Below are 21269 nucleotides of genomic sequence, written 5' to 3' on the forward strand. Positions count from 1 at the left end.
CACGCCCGAAGGGGTCGCGGTGGCCAAGCAGACGGCAGAAATCGGTCTGATCGCACACGCGGACATCGCGACCAAGATGGCGCCGTCGGGTGGTGCTGCGGGCCCACTCGGCGGGAGCGGCGTCCTGGTGGCGTCGGGCGCCGTCCGGGCAGACGCGTCCGGCACCCACAGCATCCAGGCGGATCTCTGGGCTCTGGGCGACAGCCATTCGAGCTACTCGGCACTTGGCGCGGCCGACGACCTGGCCAACGGTGCCACCGGGGGGGCGGCGCTGGGCCTGCGGGCACAGCTCTCGCGCTGGTCCGCGGGCTTCGGCCAGCGGCCGCTGACCCGCGGCGCCCTGCGCGCCTGAGGCGGTTGCTGGACGGGCGCGGCTTTTCAGCGCCCGCGCACCGCCTGCACCAAGGCGGCGGTGTTGGTCCGCATCATGGCCACGTAGGTCGCGGCCGGGCCTTTTCCGTCGGACAGCGAGTCGGAAAACAGCTCGCCCGCGGGCTTCACGCCTGTCTCGCGACCGATCTGCTCGATCAGGCGGGGATCGGAGATGTTCTCGACGAACAGGGCCTTGATGTTTTCCCTTTTGATCTGGCGCACCAGCTGCGCCACGCCCTTGGCCGAGGCCTCGCTCTCGGTGTTCACGCCTTGCGGGGCGAGGAACTTCACCCCGTAAGCCTTGGCGTAGTAGCCGAAGGCGTCGTGCGAGGTGATGACCTTGCGCTGCGCGACCGGGACCGTGGCCCAGGCGGAACGGATGTCGGCGTCCAGTAGCTTGAGCTGGTTGATGTAGGCACCGGCATTGCGCTGGTAGGAGTCGCAACCTGCTGCGTCGGCTTCGCACAGGCCCTTGGCGATGTTGCTGACATAGACCATCACGTTGGACACCGACTGCCACGCATGCGGGTCGCTCTCATCGCGGTGGTGACCTCCCTCGGCCGTGTGGTCGTGCCCGCCTTCGGTGTGCATGGGCTGGATGCCCTGGCTGGCGACGAGCTGGCGGCCCTTGTAGCTGGCGGCGTTCAGCAGCCGGCCCATCCAGCCTTCGAAGCCCAGACCGTTGGAGAACATGATCTGCGCCTGGCCTACCAGCCTGGCCTGCGAGGGCGTGGGCTGGAACACGTGGGCGTCACTGCCCGGGCCGACCAGCACATCGACCACCACGCGATCTCCGCCCACCTGCTGGACCAGGTCTCCCAGGACGCTGAAGGAAGCCACCGCCTTGACCCGTGTCGTGGTCTGGGCCAGCAGCGCGGGGCTGAGGGACAGGGCGGCGAGGCCGATGGCCGTGGCGATGAAAGGGCGGCGCAGCGTGGCGTTCATGGAGCTTCCTTGTAGATCAGGCTTGTAGATGGGAATAGGCGGGGCGCTGGTGGCGCATGGCACCGTGCGGAGCGGCGATCAGCGACAGCAGGTAGGTCGCACCCAGGCTGAGCACGATGGCGGGACTGGTGGGCAGGTCGGCGTGGTAAGAGAGCAGCAGGCCGGTGAGGCTGGCGGCCAGCGCGAGTGCGGTGGCCAGCAGCAACAGGGGGCCGAGGCGGCGCACCCAGAAGCGGGCGGTGGCAGCGGGCAGCACCATGATGCCGACCGCCATCAGCGTGCCCAGCGCATGGAAGCCGGCCACCAGGTTGATCACCAGCAGGCCCAGGAAACCGTAGTGCGCCACCGGGCTCCAGCGGCTGACCTGCCGCAGGAAGCCCGGGTCGAGGCATTCGAGCACCAGCGGCCGGTAGAGCAGGGCGAGCGAGACCAGCGTCACCGCGCTGATGCCGCCGAGCAGGGTCAGCGCCGCGCCGTCCAGCGCCAGCACGGTGCCGAACAGCACGTGCAGCAGGTCCACGCTGTTGCCGCGCACCGAGACGATGAGTACGCCCAGCGCCAGCGACAACAGGTAGAAGGCAGCGAGGCTGGTGTCCTCGCGCAGCACCGTGTTGCGCGAGACCAGCCCCGAACCCACCGCCACCGCGAGGCCCGCGAAGATGCCGCCGATGGTCATGGCCGTCAGGGACAGGCCTGCGACCAGGTAGCCGATGGCGGCGCCCGGAAGAATGGCGTGAGCCATGGCGTCGCCGGTCAGGCTCATGCGCCGCAACATCAGGAACACGCCCACCGGCGCCGCGCTCAGCGACAGCGCCACGCAGCCCAGCAGGGCGCTGCGCATGAACTCGAACTCCAGCAGCGGACCCAGCAGAGGGCTTGCCAGGATCAGGTCGTGCATGACAGGACCTCGTCCGTGGCGCCGTATTCAAAACCCTCGGGCTGCAGCAGCAGGGTGTGCGGAAAGTGGCGGCGCACCTGGTGCTCGTCGTGCAGCGCGACGATCACGGTCTTGCCCTGCTGTTGCCAGCGGCGCAGCAGGGCCAGCAGGTCGGCACAGGTGCCGCTGTCGACGGCGGCGAAGGGTTCGTCCAGCAGCACCACCGAGGCGTCCTGCAGGATCAGCCGGGCAAACCGCGCACGCTGCAACTGGCCTCCGGAGAGCGTGTCGAGACCTCGCGACGCCAGGCCGCTGAGACCGACCACCGCCAGGGCGCCGTCACAGAGTCGGCGGTGTTCCTGGGAGAAGCGGCCGAGGGCACTCACCTGGTGCCACAGGCCCATGGACACCAGGCCGCGCACGTCGATGGGGAAGCTGGCGTCGAGACCGCTGTGTTGCGGCAGCCAGGCGATGCGCTGTCCTGCCAGGCCGCGGATGGCACCCCCGAGGGGGCGCAGTTCGCCCGCCAGACTCTTGATCAGCGTGCTCTTGCCTGCACCGTTGGGTCCGACCAGCGCCACCAGCGAACCCGGCGGGATGCACAGACTCAGGATGGGACCGACCGGGCGTTCATAGCCCATCGTGAGAGCGGTCAGTTCGATCGGCAGCGGAAGAATGGCGCGGGGGAGGGGCATGTTGGGTGTCGATTTACACTGTTGCAACTGAATTGCAGTTACTTGATATTAACGCAACTTTGTTGCGATAATGAGGTGTGACCATGTCCGTTCGCTCCAACAAAGAACCCGCGACCGTGCCACCGGAGATCCAGGCCCGCCTGGAGTCCGCGGGACTGCGCCGCACGCTGGCGACCCGCGCGGTGCTGGGGTTGTTCCTGGCGAATCCGCAAGGCACCGTCAGCCATGCGCAGGCGCTGGCGTCGCTGCAAACGCGCGGGCTGGACATCAACCGCGTCACGCTCTACCGGCTGCTGGACCGGCTGGCCGCCTGTGGTGTGCTGCAGCGCCACGCCGACGACGGTGCCCGCACCTGGCGTTACAGCCTCGCCGATACTGGCGAAGGGCTGGCGCCGCGCTTCGAATGCGATGCCTGCCATCGCCAGTTCCGGCTCACCGAAGCGAGCGCGCCGACCCAGGCCGTGGCCAGCGACCTGCTGCGCACACTGGCCGGGCTGGGCCATCAGGGGATGCGTGTGGATGTCGCGATCCACGGCACCTGCGCCAGCTGCGTGCCCGGCGCTGGCGCGACCACGGAACAGGAGCCTCGGCCGTGATCGAGGCGCGGGACCTGTGCCACGCCTATCCGGACGGAGCCACGCTGCGCTTTGGCGACGTGTCGGTGCCACAGGGCGGCACGCTGCTGCTGCGCGGCGCTTCCGGCAGCGGCAAGTCCACCTGGCTGGCGCTGGCGGCCGGTCTGCTGACACCGCAGTCCGGCGAGCTGGTGGTGGCCGGGCAGGCGGTGGCGGCGCTGCGGGCCGGCGAGCGCGACCGCTGGCGCGCGCGCTGCATCGGTTTCCTGCCGCAGAAGCTGTTTCTCAGCGAGGCGCTCAGCGTGGCCGACAACCTCGCGCTGGTGTACTTCGCCAGTGGCCTGGGCGTGGACCGGGCAGCCATCCACGGGGCGCTGGAGGCGCTGGATCTGGGGACCCTCGCCGGGCGCAAGCCCTCGCAGCTTTCGGGCGGCCAGGCCCAGCGGGTGGCGCTGGCCCGGGCACTGCTGTTGCGCCCCCGTGTGCTGCTGGTGGACGAGCCGACGGCGAGCCTGGACGATGCGTCCTGCGCCGCGGCGCTGGCCCTGTTGCAGGACGGTGCCCGCACGACGGGCGCCACGCTGGTGATCGCCACCCACGATGCGCGGGTGGTCCGGGCACTGCCGGACACCATGACGCTGGCCTTTCCCGCACCGGTGCCGGAGGCCGCAACCGCATGAATGTGTTCAGCCTGTCCTGGCGCTACCTGTGGTCGCGGCCGCTGGCCACGGCGCTCAATCTGCTGCTGCTCACGCTGGGCCTGGCGTCGATGGCCTTCGTGCTCATCGCCCGGGACCAGATCGACCGCGCCTTCGAGCGCGATCTGCAGGGCATCGACGCGGTGGTCGGCGCCAAGGGCAGCCCGATGCAGCTGGTCCTGGCGGGGGTGTTCCACCTGGATGTGCCGCCCGGCAACATTTCGCTCGAAGAAATGAAGAAGCTGCAGGCGCTGCCGCAGGTGGCACAGGTGATTCCGCTGAGTCTGGGTGACAACCTGCAGGGCTTTCGCATCGTCGGTACGACGGCGGACTATGCAGCGAACTACGGTGCCGTCGTGGCGCAGGGCTCGCTCTGGGCAAAGCCCATGGAAGCCGTGCTGGGCGCACAGGTGGTGCGCGCGACCGGGCTGGCCGTGGGACAGCGTTTTGCGGGCGCACACGGACTGGGCAGCGGTGGCGCCGTGCATGGCAATTCGCCGTACGTGGTGACCGGCGTGCTGGCGGCGTGCGGGTGCGTGCTCGACCGCCTGGTGCTGACCGCGACCGAGTCGGTCTGGAAGGTGCACGACGACATGCACGCGACCGAAGACATGGACGAAGAGGACCGCGCCGCCATCGAAGCCGACCGCGAAGTCACGCTGGCGCTGGTCCGCTATGCGAGTCCGCTGGCCGCGGCGACCTTCCCGCGCTACATCAACGACAGCACGGACATGCAGGCCGCGGTGCCGGCGGTCGAAATCACCCGGCTGCTCAGCATGGTGGGGGTGGGAACGCGCGTGCTGCAGGGACTGGGAGCGGTGCTGCTGGGTGTGGCCGGGCTGTCGGTGTTCATTGCCTTGTGGAGTGCCGTGCGCGAACGCCGCGCCGATCTCGCGATGCTGCGCATGCTGGGTGCGCCGCCGCTGAAGGTGGGTGCGCTGCTGTGGTGTGAAGCGCTGTGGCTGGCGCTGATGGCCTGTGCGCTGGGTCTGCTGGCGGCGCATGCCCTCACGGCGCTGACGGGATCGATGTTGATGGCCGAGCAGTCGCTGGCCATCTCGGGCTGGCAATGGGTGTCCACCGAGTGGTGGGTGCCGGTGCTGGCCTTTGTGGTGGCGGTGGTGGCGGCGCTGGTGCCGGCGGTCACTGCCTATCGGGTCGATGTGACCCAGCTGTTGAACTCAAGGTGAACCGGATGAAGAAATCTGCCCTGTGGCTTGCTGCCATCGCTTTCATGACCACCGCGGCCATGGCCCAGCACTCCGACAAGGAACTCAAGGAAGACATCGCGCGCCACCGCGCCATGGCCGCCGCGCACGAAGGTGCCGCGAAGTGCCTTGAATCGGGCAAGAAGGAAGAAGTGTGCGAGGCGGAACTTCTGAAGTCTTGCAAGGGTCTGGCCATCGGGAAATACTGCGGCATGAAGCACCAGCACTGATCCGACATGAACCTCTTGATCCGACCACTCTGTGCCGCCCTGGCGTGGCTGCTGCTGGCGCCTGCATCGGCGCAGGTGCTGACGTCCCCGCTGGGAACGCCATCAGCGCCGCCGGCGGCAACTGGTGGTGCTGCCGCTGGCGCCGCGCCGGCCGCCGTGCCGCAGTCACCGGCCCAGGGCCAGGGGCCTGGCGTGCACAGTCCGCTGTCGCCGTTTGCGCCGCTCAAGCCGCGAGACGACATCGTTGCGTGGCCGGTGCTCACGGATCTCAAGACCGAGGTGAAGAACCGGCGCATCGTTCCGGTGTACCCGGCGGCGGTGAATGCGCTGAACCAGAAAACGCAACGGGTCCAGGGCTTCATGCTGCCGCTGAGTCCGGGCGAGCAGCAGCGCCATTTCCTGCTCGCCTCGGTCCCGCCGACCTGCCAGTTCTGCACCCCGGGAGGCCCGGAGAGCATGGTCGAAGTCCGCACGCGCGAGCCGGTCAAATACAGCCTCGGCGCGGTGGTGGTCGAAGGCAAGTTCCACGTGCTGCAGAACGACCCCTACGGTCTTTACTACCGCATGACCGAGGCGGTCGGCGTCAAGTGAGGGCCATCGGCGGTGCGGTCAGTACCGCGCCGTGCAGGCCCTGCACCATGGCCCAGGTCCACAGCGCCGCGTAGACCGCGACAAACGACCACAACACGGTGCGGCCCCGCGAGGGCGCCCAGGCGACCAGCAGCGCCCCCATCCAGGGAAAGAACTGTTGTGTGTGCATGCCCAGGAAGTGCGCCGGCCGCAGGTCGCCGCCACCCAGGTGCCAGCCGAACACCGGCAGGCCGACACCCGCCGGTGGCTGGAACGAGCCGAGCAGGCCCCCCGCTCCAGCGCCCAAGACGAAGGTCGCCACCAGGCCGACCACCACCGCCTCGCGCCACAGCGGATTCAGGTCGCTGCGTCCTTGGCGCGCAATGCGCCAGGCCAGCACCGGCTGCGTCGCCGTCATTGCCAGTGCGCCCAGTCCCATCAGCGTGTACATGACCTGGTGCCCCAGGCTGCTGAAGTTGAAGTGCGAGGCCTCGCCGCGCGCGGCCTGCCAGGTGATGTAGACGATCTCGAACAGCCCGGCCGCAATGGCGACCGCGGCGAGCCGGCGCACCACAGGGTGGCGCCGCTGCTCGTCGGGCAGCAGACCGAAGAACCAGGCGGTGCTGATCCAGAACAGGCCGATCGAGGCCATGAACTTCAGCGGCTTGACCCAGACATTGACGCCGCGCACCAGACGTTCGTCCATGCCCCAGGCCAGCAGCGTGGGCAGCATCGCGGCCCAGATCAGCATGGCGGCGAGTGTGAGCGCGCGCTGCCGCGTGAGCGCCTCCCGCAGCCAGGCCATCGGCTGGAAGGAAGGGCTGCGCAGCGCCCGCAGAACCGCAAACGCCAGCAGCCCGAGCGGCCCGAACAGGAAACACAGCAACAGCACCGGCACCAGCAGCGCGTGCGGCCATTGCAGGCGGGTGCTCTCGCGGGAGATCCAGCTGCCGACGAACAGGTCGAAGGCCAGGTAGTGCACCCAGCCCGCGACCAGCACACCCGGCACGTCGAACAGCGCCCTGACTTCTGCGGGCGTCCCGAAGCCGCCTTCGCCCCGCCAGTGGGTCAGCAGCATCCCGCCGTACACCGCACTCAGCAGCACGGGCAGGACATACCCGGTCAACTGGCGCACACGGTCGCTCCAGCGGGTGCTGCCCGGCGACAGGATCAGCGCGATCCAGCCCATGAGGGCCAGGCTGTTGCACAGCCGAAATACGAGGTCGGGCGTCATTTCTGGTCCTCCGAAGTTGACTAGACACTGTCAAGTGGGCGAATGCTAAAGTCCGGAGTAGACAGTGTCAAGTCGCACGCACTCCAATCATGTCCCCGCGTTCCCCCAGCCCCACACCCGATCTGCGCCAGCGCATCCTTGACGCCGCCGAACGGCTGATCGAGACCGAGGGTCTGGCCGCCTTGTCCATGCGCGAAGTGGCGCGGCGCAGCGGCGTCACGCACCAGGCCCCGTACCACCACTTCGCCGACCGCGAGGCGATCCTGGCCGAGCTTGTGGTGCGGGGGTTTGACGAGCTGGCATCGCGACTGGCCAGGGCCAACGACCTGAGCCCGGCGGTGGGGCGCATGGAGGCGGGCATCGCGTCCGGTCTGGCCTACGTGGGTTACGCGATCGACCACCCCGGCGTGTTCCGGGTCATGTTCCGGCCCGAGCTCTGCGACGTGACGCGCTACCCCCAGGCGCAGCAGGCGGGCACCTCGGCCTATGCAGAACTGGAGCGCCTGGTGGCCGGCATCCACGGGCCGGCGCTGGTGGCCTCGCTCTCGATGGTGTACTGGTCGCAGGTGCACGGCCTGGCCTGCCTGATCGTCGACGGGCCGGTCGGCGAGCAGTTGCCGGACGCGGACGAGCGGCGGGCGTTTGCGCGGTCGGTGCTCGAGCCGTTCGCGCGGCAGATGCTGGCCACGCCGCCGCAAGGCTGAATGCGCGCGGTTAGCATCGGCCGGTGAATCTCGCCAGCCACCCCGTCGTTGCCTCGCTCACTCCGGTCTTCATCCTGATCGCGCTCGGCTATCTGGCCGGTCGCGTGAACTGGATCCGGGACGAGGCGGTCCGCGACCTCTCCAATCTCGTCTTCCTGCTGCTGATCCCGGCGCTGTTGTTCCGCACCATGAGCGCGGTGCATGTCGAGACGCTGGACCTGCGGCCGCTGGCCGCCTATTTCCCCGCCGCGCTGCTGCTGTTGATGGGGTCGATCGCCTGGCGCGGTTTCAACCGGGCGAGCGTGGTGATGGCGCTGGGCGGCGTGTTTTCCAACATGGTGATGATCGGTGTCACCCTGGTGGATCTCGCCTATGGCAAGCAGGCGCTGGTGACGCTGCTGACCCTGGTCTCGGTGCACGCGCTGATCCTGCTGACGGTGGGCTCGGTGGTGCTGGAGCTGGTGGTGGCGCGCGAGGCCCGCGAAGGCGGACAGCAGGCCCCCCATGTCCTCGCAACCGCCTGGTCGGCGTTCAAAGGGGCGCTGATCCATCCGATTCCCCTGCCGATCATGAGCGGCTTGCTTTATGCGCAGACCGGCTGGGGGCTGCCCGCAGTGGTCGACAAGCCGATGCAACTGCTGGGCAATGCGTTCGGTCCGATCGCACTGGTACTGGTGGGGGTGACGCTGGCCCGCACGCCGCTTTCAGGGCACCTGCGGGCATCGCTCTGGATCAGCCTGTCCAAGAACCTGCTGCTGCCCCTGATGGTGGGCATTTCAGCCTGGCTCTGGGGCATCACCGGGCTGCCGCTGACCGTCATGGTGGTGGCGGCGGCCCTGCCGATGGGAGCCAACGTGTTCCTGTTCGCGCAGCGCTATGAGGTGGCACAGGGCCTGACCACGGCGGCGATGGGCCTGTCGACCGTGCTGGCCCTGTTCACGCTCAGCATCGTGATGCTGCTGATGTCCTACGTCGGTTGAAGCGGGCTTGATGTCCGGAACACCGCGGAACCGGCTTTGCCGGGCCGCAGGTGTTGCCCCTTGAGGGGTGACGCGCGCAGCGCGGCGCGGGGTGGCTCAGCTACTGGCTGAGTTTCCTGGCTTCCTCGACCTGGTACTCGTAGTAGCGCTGAAAGCCGAACGCCAGGCTGCTCATGAAGGCGATGGTGCCGACCAGCAGGCTCAGGATCAGAGCGCCGATGGTGAACCAGTTGGTGGCACCTGCAGCGTGTTCGCCATCCAGCGCCGGGTTGAACCAGCCGTTCCAGCGTTCTCGCGGCGCCAGTGCGTAGACGATGCCGGCCAGACAGCTGATCGCGATGCTCATGCCCAGGAACGGAATCAGCACCCACGACAGCGGATCGTCCTGCCCGAGTTCGCGCACGCGCTCGATGCCCCACCAGCCCAGCGCCGAAGCGATGGGGTGCAGCCAGCCGATCCAGTCACCGAGCCCGCGCAGGTAGAAGCGGTGCAGACCCATGTGGCCGCCGAGCAGGGCCAGCCAGACCGTGAGGGTCTTGTTCTTGGGCCGGCTCATGCCTGGCCTGCGGTTTCTTCGGGTGGCGTGCGGTCGCCGTGTCCCAGGCTGCGCTGCATCATCACGATGTCCAGCCAGCGGCCGAACTTCCAGCCGCAGGAGGGCACCACGCCCACCAGTTCGAATCCCAGGGCCTTGTGCACGCCAACCGAGCCGGCATTCGCCGAGTCGCCGATCACCGCCATCACCTTGCGGATGCCGCCACGCTCCAGCGCTGCCAGCAGCTCGGCCAGCAACGCGCGGCCCAGGCCTTTGCCGGCGGCTTCAGGGGCCATGTAGATCGAGTCTTCAACGGAGAAGCGGTAGGCCGGGCGCGGTTTGAACCAGTTGCCGTAGGCGTAGCCGAGAACCTGTCCGCCATCCTCGACCACCAGCCAGGGAAGGCCTTTGGCAAGCACGTCGGCCCGGCGGGCGGTCATTTCCGCCAGTGGGGGCGGCGTGGTTTCGAAGGTGCCGGTGCCGTGCAGCACGTGGTGGCCGTAGATGCGGGTGATGGCGTCGAGATCGTGGTCGGTGCTGGGGCGGATCAGTGGCATGGTGCGGGCGGGCTATAATCGACGGTTTCGTGGCGTTTCGCTGATCGGGTGGTCAGTCGTGTGTCTCAAGCGCTGCAATGAGCCCCGGGTTGTTCATCCCAAGAAACCCGTCGAAGACCCGAGCCGGATTCCCCGTGTGCGGGCTTCATCCACCGAAGGATAAATCATGGTCGTCATTCGACTTGCCCGCGGCGGCGCAAAGGCCCGCCCGTTCTACAACATCGTGGTTGCCGACAAGCGCAACCGCCGCGATGGCCGCTTCATCGAGCGCATCGGTTTCTACAACCCGCTGGCCCGCGGTGGTGAAGAGCCCCTGCGCATCGCCCTGGACCGCCTGACCTACTGGACCGGCGTTGGCGCCGAGCCGTCGGACACCGTGGCCCGCCTGGTCAAGCAGCAAGCCGCCAAAGCCGCTGCCTGATCCCGCTTCGGCCAGCCCCTGCGGGCTGGCCAGCCGGTGCTCCCGCGCATGTCCAGCAGCCCATTTGTCGCCACGTCCTTGCCGGACGACGCCGTCGAACTGGGCCGCATCCAGGAAGCGTGGGGCATCAAGGGCTGGGTCCGCATCCAGCCCCACAGCGCCGATACCTCGGCCCTGTTTGAATCACGAGAATGGTTCCTGCAACCGCCCGAAGCCCGCTTCGCGCGCGGTTTTTCGTCGTTTTCCGGCCAAGTGCAGGTGCAGATTGCGGAAATCAAGACGCATGCCGACGGCATCGTGGCGCGCCTGGAAGGTGTGGACGACCGCAATGGCGCCGAAGCCCTCAAGGGTGTGCGCATCAGCCTGCCGCGCAGCGCCTTTCCGGCGGCCGCCGACGGCGAGTACTACTGGGTCGATCTGATCGGCCTGGAAGTTGTCAACCGCGAGGGTGTGTTTCTGGGTGTGGTGCGCGACCTCATGCCCACCGGCCCAACCTCGGTGCTGGTGATGGAATACAACGAAACGGTGGACGGCGTCGAAAAGGCTGCCGAACGCCTGGTTCCCTTCGTCGGCGCCTACATCGACGACGTCGACCTCAAGGCGCGCCGCATCACCGCCGATTGGCAACCCGACTACTGACCGGAGCGCGCCATGCGCTTTGATGTCATCACCCTGTTTCCCGAGCTGTTCGAGCCGTTCTTCGTCAGCGGCATCAACCGCCGTGCGTTCGAATCGAAGCTGGTCGACGTGCGTCTGTGGAATCCACGCGACTTCGCGGAAGGCAGTTACCGCCGCGTCGACGACCGGCCGTTTGGTGGCGGCCCAGGCATGGTCATGATGGCCGAGCCGCTGTGGCGTTGTCTCCAGGCCATCCGCACCGACCGCGCCGAGCCGGACCAGGGCAGGGCGCCCGTGGTGCTGTTCTCCCCCATCGGCCAACGGCTGGACCACGCCATGGCCACCGGATGGTCGGAAAGCGTGGGCGCTGTGCTGGTCTGTGGCCGTTACGAAGGCATCGACCAGCGCTTCATTGACGCCTGTGTGGACCGCCAGATCAGTCTCGGCGATTTTGTGCTGTCGGGTGGCGAGATCGCGGCTCTGGCGCTGCTGGATTCGGTCGCGCGCCTGATGCCGGGCGTGCTGGGCGACGAAAGCAGCCACCAGCAGGACAGTTTCAATCCGGCACTGGACGGCCTGCTCGACAGCCCACACCACACCCGGCCCGAAGTCTGGGTCGGCCCGCAGGGCGAGTTGCCGGTTCCCGAAGTACTGCTGGGCGGCCATCACGAACGCATCGCCCGCTACCGGCGCGAACAGAGCCTGTCGCTCACCGCCAGCCTGCGTCCCGACCTGCTGGCACAGGCGCGGGCGGACGGTCGATTGAGTCGGGTCGATGAAGCTTTCCTGCACTCGCAGAAAAAGCTATAATTCAAGGCTTTTCGATCCTCTGTCCGGCCGCTTCGACCGGTGATCGCACGACATTCGTGTCCATGCTGATCAGGGAATCGCAGCCTTTAGTGCAGCGCGGACACGATCGTTGAACAGGAAACCATGAACCTCATCCAGACCCTTGAGCAAGAAGAAATTGCTCGCCTGAACAAGACCATTCCGGCATTCGCCCCTGGCGACACCGTGATCGTCAGCGTGAACGTGATCGAAGGCACCCGCAAGCGCGTGCAGGCCTACGAAGGCGTGGTGGTGGCTCGTCGCAACCGCGGCCTGAACTCCAGCTTCATCGTGCGCAAGATTTCCAACGGCGAAGGCGTGGAGCGTACGTTCCCCCTGTACAGCCCGTTGATCTCCGCGATCGAAGTCAAGCGCCGCGGTGATGTCCGTCGCGCCAAGCTGTACTACCTGCGCGAGCGCAGCGGCAAGTCGGCCCGCATCAAGGAAAAGCTGGGCGCCTGATCGCCCGCTTCCAGGAAAGCCGCTCTACCGAGCGGCTTTTTTTTGCCCGATCCATACTCGCCCGTCATGTCCCAGCGTTTTCCGCCTGCTTTTGACCCACGCCAGATCCCGGTGCTGCCAGGTGCCGCATCGCAGGGACTGCGCGCCGCGCCGGCCGAGCGCCTGACACCGGATGGGCTGCGCATGCACTTTGCCCACCCGCCTACGTGGATGCCCGAACTGGTGAAGGAGCGGAGGTTCACCGACCGGGCGCCGGCCGAAGCCGCCGTGCTGTTGCCGCTGGTGCAGCGCGACCGCCTGAGCCTGTTGCTGACGCAGCGCACCGCGCACCTGTCGACACATTCGGGACAGATTGCCTTTCCGGGCGGCAAGGTCGATGCCGACGACCGGGATGCCACGGCGGCCGCCCTGCGCGAAGCAGAAGAAGAAACAGGCCTCCCGCCCTCCCATGTGGAGGTGATCGGAACACTGCCGCAGTACGTGACTGGCACGCAGTTTTTCATCACACCAGTGGTGGCGCTGGTGCGGCCTGGATTCACGCTGCAACCCAACCCGGATGAAGTCGACGACGTGTTCGAGGTGCCGCTGGAGTTCCTGATGGACCCCACCAACCACCGTCGGCACGGCTTCGAGTGGGACGGTGAACTGCGCGAGTGGTACTCGATGCCTTACCAGGACGGTGCGACGGAGCGCTTCATCTGGGGCGCCACCGCCGGCATGTTGCGCAACCTATACCGCTTCCTGAGTGCCTGAGTGGGTGCTTCTGTGGCGGCGCTGGCTATGATCGGACCATGAGCTTTTTTGCCATCCTGCTGGCCCTGATGATCGAACAGGCGCGACCCCTGTCGATCGGCAACCCGGTCTTTGCCGGTCTGCGCAGCTGGGCGCGCCTGGTCCGGCGCAACCTTGACACCGGGCAGGTCGCGCATGGCTGGCTGGCCTGGGTCCTGGCAACGGCGGTGCCAGCGTTGGTCGCGGCGCTGGTGTACTGGGGGCTCTGGCCGTTCAGCACGGTGCTGTCGTTCGCGTGGCTGGTGGCGGTGCTCTACGTCACGCTCGGGTTCAGGCAGTTCAGCCATCATTTCACCGACATCCGTCAGGCGCTGGAGGAGGGCAACGACAACCTGGCCCGCGAAAAGCTGGCGCAGTGGCTGCATGTCGACACGGCCAGCCTGCCGCGGGCTGAACTGCTGCGGCAGGTGATCGAGCAGTCGGTGCTGGCCGCACACCGTCACGTCTTTGGTGTGCTCGCGTGTTTCGTGGTGTTCTGGCTGTTGGGTCTTGGTCCTGCAGGCGCGGTGTTCTACCGCATGGCCGAATACGTCTCGCGCAACTGGCGCGGACGTCCGGATGGAACGCCCAGCGCGGCCCTTCGGCGCGCGGCAGCCAAGGGCTGGGAATGGGTGGACCATTTTCCTGCGAGTGCCACCGCGCTCGGCTTTGCCGTGGTTGGCAACTTCGAGGAAGCCGTCGCGAGCTGGCGCGGCGAGGCAGAGCGATTTGCCGAAGGCAGCGACGGCGTGGTGCTGGCGGCAACCTCGGGAGCGATCAATGTCCGGCTGAACGCCCGCGACGGGCTGGGGGAGGATGCCGTCTCGGCGCGCCCCGAGCCCCAACTGGCCCATCTGGCCAGCGCGGTGGGGCTGGTCTGGCGCAGTGTCGTCCTGTGGCTGCTGCTGCTGGCGCTGCTGACGCTGGCGCGCCTGCTGGCCTGAGTTCCGGCTTTGCGCCGCCTCAGTAGGTCCGCTTCGAGGACAGCTCGGCGAACAGTTCCTGGTAGATGCGGTAGCGGTTGGCGGCGATGCTGCCGACGGCTTGCGCGTCCGTCGTCCGCACTTGGGCGCGGACCGCGCAGCCGGGTTCGTGCAGGTGGGTGCAGTTGTAGAAACGGCATTCGCCCAGGTGCGCGCGCAGGTCAGGCATGAGCGCGGCCAGCTGAGCTGCGTCGATGTGGTTCAGGCCGAATTCCTGGAAGCCCGGAGAGTCGATCAGCGCGGTCGTGCGGGCGTCGTCCATCCAGTACCAGGTGGTGCTGGTGGTGGTGTGTTTGCCGGAGTTCAGCGCCTTCGAGATTTCGCCGGTCAGGGCTCTGGCCTGGGGCACCAGCCGGTTCACCAGCGTGCTCTTTCCGGCGCCGGACGGGCCGAGCACCAGCGTGGTCTTGCCGTGCAGGCGTTCGAGCAGCTCGTCCACTCCCGACTCCTCGCCATCGCCGCCTTTGAGGCACAGTGGCAGCACGGGCGCACCCATGTCGCGGTACGGCGTCAGGCGCTGCCAGGCGCGCTCGAATGGCGCTCCGAGGTCGGCCTTGTTGAGCACGATCAGCGTGGCGATGTTCTCGGCTTCCGCGGCGACCAGGGCCCGGGTCAGCTGGCTCTCGGAGAACTCGGGTTCGGCCGCCAGCAGCACCAGCACTTGGTCCAGGTTGGCGGCAAACGACTTGGTGCGCAGTTCATCCTGCCGGTAGAACAGGTTGCGGCGGGGATCCACTGCCTCGATGCTGCCTTCGTCACCGGTGGGCATCCAGCGCACGCGGTCACCGACGACCGACTGGCTCTTCTTGCCACGCGGGTGGCAGATGCGCCGCTGGCCATCGGGGCTCTCGACCAGGCAATGGCGCCCGTGGGCGGCAACCACCAGACCCAGGTCCAGCGCGCCTTCGGATTCCGGGGCCCGTCCGGCGGCCTGCGCGCGGCTGCGCGAATGGTTCATGCGGTGGCACCCTGCAGGCGCGCGATGCGCTCGCTGGCCGGCGGATGCGAGTAGTAGAAACGCGCGTACACCGGGTCGGGCGTCAGCGTGCTGGCGTTGTCCTTGTAGAGCTTGAGCAGCGCACTGGCGAGGTCTGCGCCATTGGTGTGGCTGCTGGCGTAGGCATCGGCCTCGAACTCGTGCTTGCGCGAGAGCTGGGCCAGCAGCGGCGAGAGGAAGTAGGTGAACAGAGGCACGACCATCATGAACAGCAGCAGTGCCAGCGCATCGTTGGGAGCGTCCAGCGAGGGCTGCACACCCAGGCCGGTGTAGAACCAGGCCTGTCTCGACACCCAGCCCAGCAGTGCAAAGCCGACCAGGCTCAGCGCGAACATCAGCACTGTACGCTGCAGGATGTGGCGGCGCTTGTAGTGGCCCAGCTCGTGGGCCAGCACAGCGTCGATCTCCGGCGGACTCAGCTGCTGCAGCAGGGTGTCGAAGAACACCACGCGCTTGGCCGCGCCGAAGCCGGTGAAGTAGGCGTTGGCGTGCGCGCTGCGCTTGCTGCCGTCCATCACGAACAGCCCTTTGGCCGCGAAGCCGCAGCGCTGCATCAGCGCATTGACGCGCGCCTTGAGGTTCTCGTCCGGCAGCGGCTCGAACTTGTTGAACAGCGGCGCGATGAGGGTGGGGTAGAGCACCAGCAGCAGCAGGTTGAAGGCCATCCAGGCGCCCCAGGCCCAGAGCCACCAGGCCGGACCGGCCGCGCCCATGAGCCAGAGCACCAGCGCCGCGATCGGCAGGCCAATCACGGCGCCGACCACGCCACCCTTGACCAGGTCGGCGAGCCAGAGGCCCAGGCTCATCTTGTTGAAGCCGAACCTCTCCTCCAGCCGGAACGTGGCCCACCAGCCCATGGGCAGCGTGAGCAGCGCGCCGATCACGGCAAATGCGCCGAGCAGCACCAGCTGCTGCGGCAACCCGGGCGCCATCCAGGACAGCAGGGCCCGGTTCAGGGCATCCAGTCCACCCAGCAAGGTCCAGCCCAGCAAGAGAGCGGCTTCGACGGCAGCCTCGACCATGCCGAAACGAGCCTTTGCGATGGTGTAGTCCGCCGCCTTGCGGTGCGCTTCGATGTTGATGGTGGCGGCGAACGGCGCAGGCACCTGTCCGCGGTGGTGGGCGACGTGGCGTATCTGCCGGCTGGTGAGCAGCGTACGCACCACGAGCCCTCCCACCAGAAGGGCACAAAAAACGTAAGTGAAGGCGAGAGAGCTGCTGTCCATGGCGAGAGTCTATCGAAGCGGCGCCATTCCCCGGCGCCCGAGGTCATGCAGGGCTTCGGCGAAAATCACGCCATGACTCCAAATTCCACCGACGAAACCGAACTTTCCGCCCCCACCGCGCCCGCGACGCTGACCCGGAGCGACCAGAACCTCGTCTGGCTCGACTGCGAGATGAGTGGGCTGGACCCCGAAAAGGAGCGTCTGCTGGAGATCGCCGTCGTGATCACCGGCCCGAACCTGGAGCCCCGCGTCGAAGGTCCGGTATTCGCGATCCACCAGAGTGACGCCGTGCTCAACGCCATGGACGCCTGGAACAAGGGCACACATGGCAAAAGCGGGCTGATCGACAAGGTCAAGGCCAGCACCATCGACGAGGAGCAGGCGCAGGCCGAGTTGCTGGCCTTCATCGGGAAGTACGTGCCGAAGAACGGCTCACCGATGTGCGGCAACAGCATCGGGCAGGACCGGCGCTTTCTCGTCAAGTACATGCCCAAGCTGGAGGCGTATTTCCACTACCGCAATCTCGACGTCAGCACGATCAAGGAACTGGCCAAGCGCTGGAAGCCGGCGGTGTACGACAGCTTCAAGAAGCACCAGAAGCACACGGCACTGGCCGATGTGCACGAATCGATCGACGAACTGGCCCATTACCGCGAGCACTTCCTGCGCATGGAATGAGTTGTGCTCTGGCGCCAATAGGGAAGGGGCCATGCGGCCCCTTCCCTATTCGGAACACTGAAACGGAACTGTCGGTCAGAACACCTTGAGACTGATCCAGTAGGCCACCGCTGCCACGAAGGCCGAAGCGGGAATGGTCAGCACCCAGGCCCAGACGATGTTGCCCGCCACGCCCCAGCGAACCGCGCTGGCACGCTGTACCGATCCGACGCCAACGATCGCGCCAGTGATGGTGTGCGTAGTGGAGACCGGGATACCCAGCGCTGTCGCCAGGAACAGCGTCATGGCACCGCCGGTTTCGGCGCAGAAGCCTCCCACCGGCTTGAGCTTGGTGATCTTCTGGCCCATGGTGCGAACAATGCGCCAACCACCGAACATGGTGCCCAGGCCGATGGCCAGATAGCAGCACACGATGGTCCAGGTGGGCGGTGACTTGTCGGCCGACGAGGCATAGCCGGTCGCGATGAGCAGCATCCAGATGATGCCGATGGTTTTCTGCGCATCGTTGCCGCCATGACCCAGACTGTAGGCGCCCGCAGATACCAGTTGCAGCCGCCTGAACCAGCCGTCGACCCTGAGCGGACGCGCGCGCCGGAAAACCCAGGCCACCAGCACCATCATCAGCGAGCCCAGCAGGTAGCCGAGCAGGGGAGAGACGAAGATGAAGGAGACGGTACGGAAAACGCCGGTCGCGATGAGGGCTCCCGCGCCTGCCTTGGCGATCACGGCACCCACGATGCCGCCGATCAGTGCGTGCGACGAACTGCTGGGAATGCCGTAGTACCAGGTGATCAGGTTCCAGGTGATGGCGCCGGTGAGGGCGCCGAACACCACGTGTGTGTCGATCACCGACGGGTCGGCGATCCCCTTGCCGACGGTGGCCGCCACGCTGAGCTTGAAGATGAAGATCGCGACCACGTTGAAGAAGGCCGCGAACACCACCGCCTGGGCCGGCTTGAGCACCCCGGTGGAGACGATGGTCGCAATCGAGTTGGCGGCATCATGAAACCCGTTCATGAAGTCGAAAATCAGCGCCAGCGCCACCAGCATGACCACGACCCAGAGGGCCGTCTGAACGGTCGTCATGAGAAGACCCTTCCGATCAGGAGTTCTCGAGGACGATGCCCTCGATCAGGTTGGCGACGTCCTCGCACTTGTCGGTGATGGTTTCCAGCAGCTCGTAGATGGCCTTGAGCTTGATCACTTCGCGGACCTCGGGCTCTTCGCGGAACAGCTTGCTCATGGCCGAGCGCATCACGCGGTCGGCGTCCGATTCGAGGCGGTCGATCTCTTCGCAGGTCTTGACCGCGGCTTCGGCGGTCTTGGGATCGTTGACGTCCTTGAGCAGGCTGACGGCGTGCTTCAGGCGCTCGCAGCACTTGACACCCAGGTCGGTCAGGCGCGTGATCTCTTCGGTCATGTGGCGAACGTCGTACAGCGCCATGGTTTCGGCCGAATCCTGGATCAGGTCGGCCACGTCGTCCATCGTGTTGATCAGCGAGTGGATCTGCTCGCGGTCGATCGGGGTGATGAAGGTCGTGTGCAGCAGGCGGTTGACCTCGTGGGTGATCCGGTCCGCAGAGCGTTCGGCGTGGTCGACTTCCTGGTTGTATTTGTCCCGAAGGTGGGGGTCTGCGTAGTGGGCCACCAGTTGCGAGAAGGCGTGGGCGGCCTTGACGATCTGCTCGGCATGCTGGTTGAACAGCTCAAAAAAATTGCCCTCTTTGGGCAACAGCTTGCCAAAAAACATGGCGTCTCCAGTACGGAATGTTGAAGTTTTGATGACAGTAATGTGTCAAGTCGTCGGATTTTATCCCCCGGCACCTGAGGTTTTCGCCCGGCTCGGTGTGTCTGGCCCCAGCCCCGAAATCAAAACTTGGGGAAAACCCGGATCTGTGTGATAATCGCAGGCTGCTCTTCAAACGAAGGGCAGTTTTTGTGCATCTGCCTCACACAAGAGGTCTCCCGAATGCCTTCGGTCGCCAGTCAAGGCGCCTGGTGCAAAAGCCCAAACAGCTTTTGCCGGCACGGATGAGATCACTCGCTGAACCGGACAGGGTCTTCCCTGCGGAACTGCGCGGACCGTTTGTGGTTGATGTTTTGTAACCACGAACGGACCAGACGCCAGCGGGTTCCAGCTTTCAGGCTGGGGAGCCTCCCTGCGTTTGTTCTGCTCAATGACGCCTTTGATGGCGCCAGGACGAACATGAGCGACGCTTTTGAAGATCGCGGCGAATTCACGCCCGAGACCCTTTCCCCCGAACAGGTGACCGACCAGACGGTCGCAACCGAACCCAATGCCTTCGAGGTGCTGGGTCTGGCTCCCGAACTGATCCAAGCCACAAGCGACCTGGGCTACACCCAGCCGACCCAGGTGCAATCCCTGGTCATCCCCAAGGCCATCCGCCTGGAACACCAGGCCGACGAGCGTTACGCCGACCTGATGGTGTCCAGCCAGACCGGCAGTGGCAAGACCGCAGCGTTCCTGCTGCCGGTGCTGCACACTCTGCTCAAGCAGCAGGATGCGCGCGCCGAAGCCGAGCGCGTGGCCTTCGAGCAGGAGACCGCCGAGGCCCTGGCCGCCGGCAAGCCTGCACCCAAGCGCAGCAAGCGCAAGGACCCGACCAATCCGCGCAACTTCAAGGCCGCCACACCGGGCGCCCTGGTGCTTTGCCCGACGCGCGAACTGGCGCAACAGGTGGCGCACGACGCCATCGACCTGGTGCGTCATTGCCGCGGCCTGCGCATCGCCAGCGTGGTGGGCGGTATGCCTTACCAGCTGCAGATCGCGAAGCTGCAGAACGCCGACCTCGTGGTGGCCACGCCCGGCCGCCTGCTGGACCTGCAGCGCTCGATGCAGATCAAGCTCGACCAGGTGCAGTTCCTCGTGGTTGACGAAGCCGACCGCATGCTCGACCTCGGCTTCTCCGACGACCTGGCCGAAGTCAACCAGCTGACCAGCCAGCGTGACCAGACCATGATGTTCTCGGCGACCTTCGCCCCGCGCATCCAGCAACTGGCCATGCGCGTGATGCACGACGGCGGCAAGCACGTCCAGAAGGTGCAGATCGATTCGCCCCAGGAAAAACACGCCAACATCAAGCAGGTGCTGTTCTGGGCCGACAGCTCCGAGCACAAGCGCAAGCTGCTGGACCACTGGCTGCGTGATGCTTCGATCAACCAGGCGGTGGTGTTCTGCAGCACCCAGGTGGAATGTGACGGTCTGGCCACCGATCTGCAGCAGACCGGATTCCATGCAGTGGCCCTGCACGGCGCCCTGAGCCAGGGCCTGCGCAACCGCCGCCTGATGGCGCTGCGCAGCGGTCAGGTGCAGATCCTGGTGGCCACCGACGTGGCCGCCCGCGGCATCGACGTGCCGACGATCACCCACGTGTTCAACTTCGGCCTGCCGATGAAGGCCGAGGACTATACCCACCGCATCGGTCGCACCGGACGTGCCGGCCGCGACGGCCTGGCTGTCACTTTCGCCGAGTTCCGCGACCGTCGCAAGATTGGTGATATCGAGGCCTACACCCACCAGCGCCTGACGGCAGAAGTGGTGCCTGGTCTGGAGCCGCGTCAGCGTCCGCCGCAACCGGAGTTCAATGGCCGTGGCCGCCCCGGTGGCCGCCCGGGCGGTGACCGCTTCCAGCGCCCTGGCGGCGACCGTTTCGGCGACCGCCCGCCCCGTGGTCCTCGCGTCGAAGGCCGTCACGAAGCACCCCGTTTCGAGGGTCGCCATGACGCCCCCCGGTTTGAAGGTCGCCAGGATGCGCCCCGTTTCGAAGGTCGCCGCGAAGCACCGCGTTTCGAGGGCCGCGATTCGTTCGCGCCCCGCGGCGATGTGCGCTTCGAGCAGCGTCCGGACGCACGCCGTGACCGCGACACCGCGCGTCCGGCCGGTCGGTTCGGTGATGACCGTGGTCCCCGCAGCGCTGCTGCGCCCCGTCCGCACCAGGGCAACGGTGGTGGCAGTTGGTCGAACAGCGAACGTGCACCCGGTCGGCCGGCTGGTCCGCAGCGCCGTCCCCGCTAAGGCAGACAGCCAATAAGAAGCCCCCGCACTGCGGGGGCTTTTTTCATGGCGCCGTCTTCACGCCGTGTG

The 21269-nt window shown here is 66.8% G+C and carries 26 protein-coding genes; 16 read left to right on the plus strand and 10 right to left on the minus strand.

All coding sequences use genetic code 11. The features are described from left to right. Window positions 1-352 (plus strand): hypothetical protein (locus tag ACLIJ1_RS18550; RefSeq protein ID WP_411367039.1); only part of this gene is annotated, 352 nt, incomplete at its 5' end. Window positions 353-378: 26 nt separating this feature from the next. On the opposite strand, the gene ACLIJ1_RS18555 is transcribed toward ACLIJ1_RS18550, so the two are convergent. From ACLIJ1_RS18555 to ACLIJ1_RS18565, 3 genes are read right to left on the minus strand one after another with little or no spacing between them, the layout of a single operon-like run. Next, on the minus strand, window positions 379-1317 hold the full coding sequence (locus ACLIJ1_RS18555; protein ID WP_411367040.1) for a metal ABC transporter substrate-binding protein: 939 nt from the start codon (window positions 1315-1317) through the stop codon (window positions 379-381). Between the two features lie 16 nt (window positions 1318-1333). Continuing rightward, window positions 1334-2206 carry a metal ABC transporter permease gene (locus tag ACLIJ1_RS18560; protein WP_411367538.1) on the minus strand — a complete coding sequence of 291 codons (873 nt, stop codon included), beginning with the start codon at window positions 2204-2206 and terminating at the stop codon, window positions 1334-1336. After that, window positions 2203-2889 carry a metal ABC transporter ATP-binding protein gene (locus tag ACLIJ1_RS18565; protein WP_411367041.1) on the minus strand — a complete coding sequence of 229 codons (687 nt, stop codon included), beginning with the start codon at window positions 2887-2889 and terminating at the stop codon, window positions 2203-2205. Before ACLIJ1_RS18565 ends, ACLIJ1_RS18560 begins: the two co-directional genes overlap by 4 nt. 83 nt (window positions 2890-2972) lie before the next feature. Between ACLIJ1_RS18565 and ACLIJ1_RS18570 the strand changes: the two genes are divergently transcribed. The 5 genes from ACLIJ1_RS18570 to ACLIJ1_RS18590 are packed head-to-tail and all read left to right on the plus strand — an operon-like array spanning window position 2973 to window position 6191. Next, window positions 2973-3485, plus strand: coding sequence for a Fur family transcriptional regulator (locus tag ACLIJ1_RS18570; RefSeq protein ID WP_411367042.1), 513 nt, complete (start codon window positions 2973-2975; stop codon window positions 3483-3485). Continuing rightward, entirely contained in the window at window positions 3482-4144 is a 663-nt protein-coding gene (locus tag ACLIJ1_RS18575; RefSeq protein WP_411367043.1) for an ABC transporter ATP-binding protein, read from the plus strand. The genes ACLIJ1_RS18570 and ACLIJ1_RS18575 overlap by 4 nt, the downstream gene beginning before the upstream one ends. Further along, window positions 4141-5352, plus strand: a complete 1212-nt coding sequence (locus ACLIJ1_RS18580) for an FtsX-like permease family protein (RefSeq protein ID WP_411367044.1) — start codon at window positions 4141-4143, stop codon at window positions 5350-5352. Before ACLIJ1_RS18575 ends, ACLIJ1_RS18580 begins: the two co-directional genes overlap by 4 nt. 5 nt (window positions 5353-5357) lie before the next feature. Next, on the plus strand, window positions 5358-5600 hold the full coding sequence (locus ACLIJ1_RS18585) for a hypothetical protein (RefSeq protein ID WP_411367045.1): 243 nt from the start codon (window positions 5358-5360) through the stop codon (window positions 5598-5600). A gap of 6 nt (window positions 5601-5606) precedes the next feature. Beyond that, window positions 5607-6191 (plus strand): DUF3299 domain-containing protein, encoded by a 585-nt coding sequence (locus tag ACLIJ1_RS18590; protein ID WP_411367046.1) that lies wholly within the window; start codon window positions 5607-5609, stop codon window positions 6189-6191. Here ACLIJ1_RS18590 and ACLIJ1_RS18595 read toward each other — a convergent pair. Further along, the gene (locus tag ACLIJ1_RS18595; RefSeq protein ID WP_411367047.1) at window positions 6184-7404 is read right to left on the minus strand and encodes an ABA4-like family protein; all 1221 of its coding nucleotides are present in this window, start codon (window positions 7402-7404) and stop codon (window positions 6184-6186) included. The genes ACLIJ1_RS18590 and ACLIJ1_RS18595 overlap by 8 nt on opposite strands. Window positions 7405-7493: 89 nt before the next feature. Between ACLIJ1_RS18595 and ACLIJ1_RS18600 the strand changes: the two genes are divergently transcribed. After that, entirely contained in the window at window positions 7494-8108 is a 615-nt protein-coding gene (locus tag ACLIJ1_RS18600) for a TetR/AcrR family transcriptional regulator (protein ID WP_411367048.1), read from the plus strand. A 23-nt stretch (window positions 8109-8131) separates the two neighbouring features. Next, the gene (locus ACLIJ1_RS18605) at window positions 8132-9088 is read left to right on the plus strand and encodes an AEC family transporter (RefSeq protein ID WP_411367049.1); all 957 of its coding nucleotides are present in this window, start codon (window positions 8132-8134) and stop codon (window positions 9086-9088) included. A 100-nt stretch (window positions 9089-9188) separates the two neighbouring features. Here ACLIJ1_RS18605 and ACLIJ1_RS18610 read toward each other — a convergent pair whose 3' ends face one another. Beyond that, window positions 9189-9644 (minus strand): NINE protein, encoded by a 456-nt coding sequence (locus ACLIJ1_RS18610; protein ID WP_411367050.1) that lies wholly within the window; start codon window positions 9642-9644, stop codon window positions 9189-9191. Then, the gene (locus ACLIJ1_RS18615) at window positions 9641-10180 is read right to left on the minus strand and encodes an N-acetyltransferase family protein (protein WP_411367051.1); all 540 of its coding nucleotides are present in this window, start codon (window positions 10178-10180) and stop codon (window positions 9641-9643) included. The genes ACLIJ1_RS18610 and ACLIJ1_RS18615 overlap by 4 nt, the downstream gene beginning before the upstream one ends. A gap of 166 nt (window positions 10181-10346) precedes the next feature. Between ACLIJ1_RS18615 and rpsP the strand changes: the two genes are divergently transcribed. The 6 genes from rpsP (at window position 10347) to ACLIJ1_RS18645 (ending at window position 14224) form a co-directional block, all read left to right on the plus strand. Beyond that, entirely contained in the window at window positions 10347-10601 is a 255-nt protein-coding gene (gene rpsP / locus ACLIJ1_RS18620; protein WP_411367052.1) for a 30S ribosomal protein S16, read from the plus strand. Between the two features lie 48 nt (window positions 10602-10649). After that, window positions 10650-11240 carry a ribosome maturation factor RimM gene (rimM, locus tag ACLIJ1_RS18625; RefSeq protein WP_411367053.1) on the plus strand — a complete coding sequence of 197 codons (591 nt, stop codon included), beginning with the start codon at window positions 10650-10652 and terminating at the stop codon, window positions 11238-11240. Window positions 11241-11252: 12 nt separating this feature from the next. Further along, entirely contained in the window at window positions 11253-12029 is a 777-nt protein-coding gene (gene trmD, locus ACLIJ1_RS18630) for a tRNA (guanosine(37)-N1)-methyltransferase TrmD (RefSeq protein WP_411367054.1), read from the plus strand. 123 nt (window positions 12030-12152) lie between these two features. Next, window positions 12153-12509, plus strand: a complete 357-nt coding sequence (rplS, locus tag ACLIJ1_RS18635; protein WP_411367055.1) for a 50S ribosomal protein L19 — start codon at window positions 12153-12155, stop codon at window positions 12507-12509. A 66-nt stretch (window positions 12510-12575) separates the two neighbouring features. Beyond that, window positions 12576-13262 carry a CoA pyrophosphatase gene (locus ACLIJ1_RS18640; protein WP_411367056.1) on the plus strand — a complete coding sequence of 229 codons (687 nt, stop codon included), beginning with the start codon at window positions 12576-12578 and terminating at the stop codon, window positions 13260-13262. Between the two features lie 38 nt (window positions 13263-13300). After that, the gene (locus ACLIJ1_RS18645; RefSeq protein ID WP_411367057.1) at window positions 13301-14224 is read left to right on the plus strand and encodes a CobD/CbiB family protein; all 924 of its coding nucleotides are present in this window, start codon (window positions 13301-13303) and stop codon (window positions 14222-14224) included. Window positions 14225-14243: 19 nt separating this feature from the next. Here ACLIJ1_RS18645 and rsgA read toward each other — a convergent pair whose 3' ends face one another. Both rsgA and ACLIJ1_RS18655 read right to left on the minus strand, forming a co-directional pair. After that, the gene (rsgA, locus tag ACLIJ1_RS18650; RefSeq protein ID WP_411367058.1) at window positions 14244-15221 is read right to left on the minus strand and encodes a ribosome small subunit-dependent GTPase A; all 978 of its coding nucleotides are present in this window, start codon (window positions 15219-15221) and stop codon (window positions 14244-14246) included. Further along, a complete protein-coding gene (locus tag ACLIJ1_RS18655) occupies window positions 15218-16486 on the minus strand; it encodes a M48 family metallopeptidase (protein ID WP_411367059.1) in 1269 nt (422 codons plus the stop codon). The genes rsgA and ACLIJ1_RS18655 overlap by 4 nt, the downstream gene beginning before the upstream one ends. A 72-nt stretch (window positions 16487-16558) precedes the next feature. Between ACLIJ1_RS18655 and orn the strand changes: the two genes are divergently transcribed. Continuing rightward, complete coding sequence (orn, locus tag ACLIJ1_RS18660; protein WP_411367060.1) at window positions 16559-17164, plus strand: oligoribonuclease; 606 nt, start codon at window positions 16559-16561, stop codon at window positions 17162-17164. A gap of 75 nt (window positions 17165-17239) precedes the next feature. Here the strand turns inward: orn and ACLIJ1_RS18665 are convergent, their stop codons facing one another. Further along, the gene (locus ACLIJ1_RS18665) at window positions 17240-18250 is read right to left on the minus strand and encodes an anion permease (RefSeq protein ID WP_411367061.1); all 1011 of its coding nucleotides are present in this window, start codon (window positions 18248-18250) and stop codon (window positions 17240-17242) included. A gap of 16 nt (window positions 18251-18266) precedes the next feature. Further along, window positions 18267-18914, minus strand: a complete 648-nt coding sequence (locus ACLIJ1_RS18670) for a DUF47 domain-containing protein (RefSeq protein ID WP_411367062.1) — start codon at window positions 18912-18914, stop codon at window positions 18267-18269. Window positions 18915-19370: 456 nt separating this feature from the next. Between ACLIJ1_RS18670 and ACLIJ1_RS18675 the strand changes: the two genes are divergently transcribed. Continuing rightward, the gene (locus ACLIJ1_RS18675) at window positions 19371-21200 is read left to right on the plus strand and encodes a DEAD/DEAH box helicase (protein WP_411367063.1); all 1830 of its coding nucleotides are present in this window, start codon (window positions 19371-19373) and stop codon (window positions 21198-21200) included. Window positions 21201-21269: the final 69 nt, after the last annotated feature.

It is taken from the genome of Hydrogenophaga sp. RWCD_12 (assembly GCF_046604225.1).
Taxonomy (GTDB): Bacteria; Pseudomonadota; Gammaproteobacteria; order Burkholderiales; family Burkholderiaceae_C; genus Hydrogenophaga.